Below are 5,530 nucleotides of genomic sequence, written 5' to 3'. Positions count from 1 at the left end.
ACAATCTATAGACACACCTAATGACCGGTAACCCCAATGGCTTCAGCTGGAACAAGCACTTCAACAGGAACGTCCAAGAAGCCAGCTGTGCGCCAAAGTGGGGGGGAATACCCAGTGGGGGGAATATCCAAAGTGGAGTGGACCCTGCCCTTATCGGACCTTCCAGCCTTATGCCCGCTGGCGACCCCAGTGTTTACAGGGCCTGACCAGGTGTAAGGATAGGTGACGGTCTCGGCGCCGTTGTGAACGACCTCGAGGTAGTTCGTGCAGAACAGATCAACCGCCCTGCCATCGGCGTCGTATCGACGCGAGAAGCCCAAACGCCGACGAGCGGGGCCCGAAACTGAAGCTTCGGACCCCGCTCGATTGCGCAACTCCTGTCCATGAGGAGTGGCGTGTGATGGAGGCTCAGGCCTCCTGGAGAGCTGCCTTCTCTTCCTCGCTCAGGCGCGCGATGCCGATGCCGGTCGCGCCCCACAGGAGGGCGAAGCCGATGGCGATCCAGTTGCACACCGCCCACGGCAGGTACGAGAGCGTCGCGACGCCGAGCGTGCCCGCCATGTAGGCGCCAGCAGACGTCCAGGGGAGGATCGGCTCCCACAGGGTCGCCGAGTCCTCGATCGTGCGCGAGAGGTTCTTCGGGTCGAGGCCGCGCTTCACGTACTCGCCGCGGAGCATCTCGCCCGGGATGAGGAGGGAAACCTGGCCGTTCGAGGTGATGCCGATCGTCGCGAGGCCCGTCGCGATCGTCGCCGCGATGAGGCCGAAGGTCGAGCGCACCGGCTTGAGGAGCTTCGAGATGAGGACGTCGAGCGAACCGGAGACCGAGACGACGCCGGCAAAGGTGATCGCGCAGAAGCAGATGAGCAGGACCGACATCATCGAGTTCATGCCGCCGCGGTTGAGGAGGCGCGTGACGTCCTCGATGACGTTCTCGGCGTCGAAGCCGGTCTTGCCGACCATTTCGACGTTGAAGCCGTTGACGCCTGCGACGACCGTGTCCTTGAAGGAGATGCCCTGGAAGACCACGGCGTTGAACATCGCGACCGCGCTGGACACGAGGATCACGGGGATCGTCGGCTTCTTCCACATCGAACCGCCCAGGACGATGATCACCGGCAGCAGGAGCAGAAGGTTCCAGTTGAACGCCGAATCGAGGGTGCTGAGGATCGTGTTGACCTTCTCGGGGACCTGGCCGCCGGACATGCCGAGGCCGAAGAGGAGGTAGACGACGGCCGCCGTGAGGAAGGAGGGGAGGGTCGTCCACAGGAGGTGGCGGATGTGCGTGAAGAGGTTGACGCCGGTCGCCATCGAGGCGATGTTCGTCGTGTCCGACAGGGGGGAGAGCTTGTCTCCGAAGTAGGCGCCCGACACGACTGCGCCGGCGACCATCGCGAGGTTCGCGTCCATGCCGACCGCGACGCCCATGAAGGCGACGCCGACCGTGCCCGCGGAGCCCCAGGAGGTGCCCGTGCACAGGGAGACGATCGCGGTGACGACGAGGGCGATGACCGCGAGGTACTGCGGGTTGATGATCTTCAGGCCGTAGTAGATGAGCATCGGGATCGTGCCACCCGCCATCCACGTGCCGATGAGGAGGCCGACCGAGATGAGGATGAGGATCGCGGGCATCGTCTTCGCGATCTTCTCGGCGACCGAGCCCATGATGTCGTCCCAGGTGTAGCCGAGGCGCCATGCGACCAGGCCCGCGACGACCGCGGAGGCGATGAGGAGGGGCTCGACGGGGAGTTCGGCGAAGATGTAGCCGCCTCCCAACAGGACGATCAGCGTGATGACCGGGACTGCGGCGAGGAGCAGGCTCGGAGTCCTGCGCTCGGCCTTCGTCGGAGTGGTGGGGGTTGTCGGAGACATCGTTGTCCTTTCGATGGGTCGTCAGTTCCTCGTGAGTGCCCCGGCGAGCCGGGTGATCCCCTCGAAAAGTTCTTGGCGGGGGAGTGCTGTGTTGATGCGGAAGAATCGATCGTATGCGGGACCGAAATCGGGTCCCGGGCTGACCGTGACGGAGGCGGTGCGCTCGGCGCGCACGAGGTCGGCTTCGGAGCCGATGTACGCGGAGGCGTCGATCCACAGGAGATAGGTGCCGTCCGGGTCCGAAACCCTCGCCTCCGGCAGGAGGCGCGCGAGGAGGGACCTCGCGGCTTCGAGGTTGGCGTCGATCTCCTTCGCGAGGGCGTCGACCCACGCGTCGCCCTTCGTCCACGCGGCGATGGCCGCGGGGATGGCGAAGTAATTCGGGTTGTGCAGACCCATGCGCCTCTTCGCCGCCTCGAGCTCGGCGCCGAGGGGCCCGTGGACGCAGATCGCCGTCGCTTCGAGGCCCGCGATGTTGAAGGTCTTGCCTGGAGAGGCGCAGTGGACGATCCGTCCGCTCATCCACAGGTCCTTCGCGACGCGGGCGAGGGCCGAATAGCGCTGCCCGCCGGGGCGCTCGAAGTCGCAGTGGATGTCGTCGGAGAGGACGAGGGCGCGGCAATCGCGCAACAGGTCGGCGAGTCGGCGCTGCTCGTCGACGCTCCAGATCCTGCCCGTCGGATTGTGGGGGTTCGTCCACAGCAGTAGGTCCGCGTCGGCGAGCGCCTTCTCGAGGGCCTCCCAGTCGATCGAGGCGGAGGCTGCGGTGTCGCGCATGGGTACGCGGACGAGATCGGTGCCCGCGCGTTCGCACACCTCGAGGAGGGGCGAGTAGGCCGGATCGAGCGTGACGACGCGGACCGGTCGATCGTCTCGCGGCAGGACGTGATCGACGAGGGCCGCGACGCACTGGACGACTCGGGGGAAGAAGTGGACGTCCTCGACCTCGCAGGACCATCCGTGGCGACGGCTCATCCACGCGGTCGCGGCCTCGGCGAAGTCGTCGAAGACCTCGGTGTAGCCGTAGGCGCCGAGGGCGGCGGCGTCAGCGATCGCCTCTCGGACCTCGGGGCAGGAGACGAACTCCATGTCCGCGACGGACAGGGCGATCGCGTTCTCGCCGAGGTCCTTGGCGAGCAGATCCCATTTCGCCGAATGCGTGCCCCAGCGCGACAGGTGCCGGCTGAAGTCCTCGTTAGGAGCGGTCATCATTCCCCCTCAATCTCGTTGAGGTAGTTGTAGATAGTGAAGCGCGTGCACGCGAGGGCGTTCGCCGCGGTCTCGGCGGCGTCGCGCAGGAGGAAGAAGCCCCTCGCTTTGAGGAGTCGGACGACCTCGACCTTGTGTTCCTTTCTCATCTCGTCGACGGGAACCCCCGACTCTGCAACGGCCCTTGAGAGGAGGAGTGTCGCGAGTTCGTCGACGTCTCTAACGAAGACTTCGGTCGTCGCCTGCTCCTCTTCGGCGGAAATTGGGAGCGAGAGGCCCGCGAGCGCGCCCGTGAGGGAATGAAGGACCTCCCAGCCGGAGATGTCACGGTTGATGCACAGGGCGGCGACGGGCTGGTTGGTCGAGTCGCGGATGATGGCGGTTGTTGAGAGAAGCTCCTTACCGCTCGGAGACGTTGTCCGGTATCCGATGCTGGTGCGCAGATTTCCGGAGGCGACGGCGTCAAGGAGCTTGTCGGTCGCCGGATCGCCGATCGATCGACCGGTGACATCGCCGCCAATCGCGACGATTGAGTTCGGGAGCCGAGTGAGATCGTGAACGATGATCTCGGAGGGGCCGACGAGTGTTGCTTTCATTGGTTCAACCAGCTGTTGAAGGGCGGAGATAATCTGATCGTGTTCGTTGAGCTTCGACGATGAAGCGGTCATGGAGAACCTCCGGTTTTGACGCTTTAATTCGTTCATTATAGCGACCAAATAGGTCCGTGTCAACAAACTGTTGAAAAAATTGTGTCTGCGCTTCGTTGCCCAGCCCTCTTATTGCCTTGTCACCTCCCCGGTTTTATGCGGTGTGTAGACAGAATGGGGTGTAATTCTGCGCAAAAACTTGACAGCGGGGGGGTGAGAGGCTTGCCTCTAGCGGCTAATGTGCATGCGTCGTGTCGCAGGCGTGGTTATCGCGAAATCTTATCGAACACGGTGTGAACAGTGTGAATTGAACCCCTGGAGGAAAAATGTCAATCAAGAAGTTTGGTGTAGCCCTTGCGGCTGGCCTGGTCGCTATGGCGTGTGCAACGCCTGCGGCGCTCGCTGCGGATGCGGTCAAGGATGCCGAGGAGAAGGTGAGAAGCGCGCAGGCTGATGTCGATTGGTTCTGCACTGAGGGTACTGACTACTACGACATGGCGGGCTGTGCGGATGCCCAGGCTGCTCTCGCTGCCGCGCAGGCGGAACTTGAGGCCGCTAAGGCTGCCGCCCCGTCTGGCGATGTTGCCTCTCCGGTCCCGGACCAGACGAAGGCTAATCTCGCAGACGCGAAGCTTGATGCCCAGTACTTCTGCGCTGAGGGTACTGAGTACTACGATTTTGTCAAGTGCGCTGACCTTACTGCACGGATCAAGGATCTTGAGAAGAAGGACGCCGAACTCGATGCCACTTGGTTCTGCGCTGAGGGTACTGAGTACTACGACATGGTGAAGTGCGCGGACGCGCAGGCGCGTCTCGGCGCTGGCTCTGGCGTCAACCCCGGGACAAACCCGAACCCCGGGACAGACCTGAACTCCGACCCAACCGTTACCCTCGAGAAGAGCACCGTGAAGATCGGCGAGAGCATCGAGATCGTCGGAACGGGCTTTACTGCCGGTCATGAGATTAGCGCGGTTCTCCACTCCGATCCGATCACGATTGGTACCGCAGTCGCGGACGAGAGCGAAGTCGTGCGCTTCTCGTACACGATTCCCGCGACGACGCCGATCGGATCCCATGAGATCATTCTCACCGATGCGACGATCGGGGTCAGCGCCAAGGCGCCTCTCACCGTCGAGGCCGCAACGGCCAAGGCCGAGGCCGCAACGGCCAAGGCCAAGGAGGCTAAAGGTGGCCTTGCCAAGACCGGTGCGACCTTCGCTCCGCTCATGGGTGTGGCTGCCGCCATCGCTCTCGCGGGTGGCGTCATGGTCGCCCGCAAGCGCGCCTGAGTTTCATCTGAGCGGGTTGCTCCCCTCTCTGAACCTGAACCTGTGGCCCCGATTCTTCGGAATCGGGGCCACAGGCCTTGTGGGAAACCTTCGAGACGGGTGTTCTGCAGGGCACGACGTGCGTGTTCATCATTCTTGGAACGACTGCTCCTGAGGTGAATGGACTAGTTGTGCTGTTCGGAGTAATTGGTTAATTGTGTGATGGGGGTTTGTTGTCGCAGGCCTGAGTGGGGTTTGTGGTGATTGGGGAAGTGAAGCCAGTCGTCCAGGGCATCGCATCGTTGTTGTTCGCAGGTGTAGTGCGTCGAGTGAATTGGTCTACGACTCGTAGTCGTTCGTCAATCGTCCTCACTGATAGAGAGCGCGGACATCTCTACGGTCCATAGTCGAGCTAGCTGTTCAAAGGGAATAACAGTTTTGAGCATGATTAAAGTTTCGGCCATTAGCATTGACAAGCATGCCCAATTGTTGAAAAAACCGGGTTACCGGTCATTAGGTGTGTCTATAGATTGT

The 5,530-nt window shown here is 62.5% G+C and carries 4 protein-coding genes; 1 reads left to right on the top strand and 3 read right to left on the bottom strand.

The genetic code is table 11. From position 1 onward, the window contains the following. Nucleotides 1-408: 408 nt before the first annotated feature. Genes nhaC through HMPREF2975_RS07165 form a run of 3 tightly spaced genes read right to left on the bottom strand, consistent with a single transcriptional unit; the run spans nucleotide 409 to nucleotide 3,749 of the window. Nucleotides 409-1,872 (bottom strand): Na+/H+ antiporter NhaC, encoded by a 1,464-nt coding sequence (nhaC, locus tag HMPREF2975_RS07175; protein ID WP_058236030.1) that lies wholly within the window; start codon nucleotides 1,870-1,872, stop codon nucleotides 409-411. Nucleotides 1,873-1,893: 21 nt separating this feature from the next. After that, nucleotides 1,894-3,084 carry a MalY/PatB family protein gene (locus HMPREF2975_RS07170; protein WP_319803193.1) on the bottom strand — a complete coding sequence of 397 codons (1,191 nt, stop codon included), beginning with the start codon at nucleotides 3,082-3,084 and terminating at the stop codon, nucleotides 1,894-1,896. After that, nucleotides 3,081-3,749: a helix-turn-helix transcriptional regulator gene (locus HMPREF2975_RS07165; protein ID WP_058236031.1), complete on the bottom strand. Its 669-nt coding sequence runs from the start codon at nucleotides 3,747-3,749 to the stop codon at nucleotides 3,081-3,083. The genes HMPREF2975_RS07170 and HMPREF2975_RS07165 overlap by 4 nt, the downstream gene beginning before the upstream one ends. A gap of 305 nt (nucleotides 3,750-4,054) precedes the next feature. Between HMPREF2975_RS07165 and HMPREF2975_RS07160 the strand changes: the two genes are divergently transcribed. Continuing rightward, the gene (locus HMPREF2975_RS07160) at nucleotides 4,055-5,017 is read left to right on the top strand and encodes a hypothetical protein (protein ID WP_058236032.1); all 963 of its coding nucleotides are present in this window, start codon (nucleotides 4,055-4,057) and stop codon (nucleotides 5,015-5,017) included. The last annotated feature ends 513 nt before the right edge of the window (nucleotides 5,018-5,530 follow it).

This window comes from Actinomyces sp. HMSC065F12 (assembly GCF_001814535.1).
Classification (GTDB): domain Bacteria; phylum Actinomycetota; class Actinomycetes; order Actinomycetales; family Actinomycetaceae; genus Pauljensenia; species Pauljensenia radingae_A.
The sequence above is the reverse complement of the archived record's forward strand: the minus strand, read 5'-3'. Positions and strand labels throughout refer to the sequence as shown.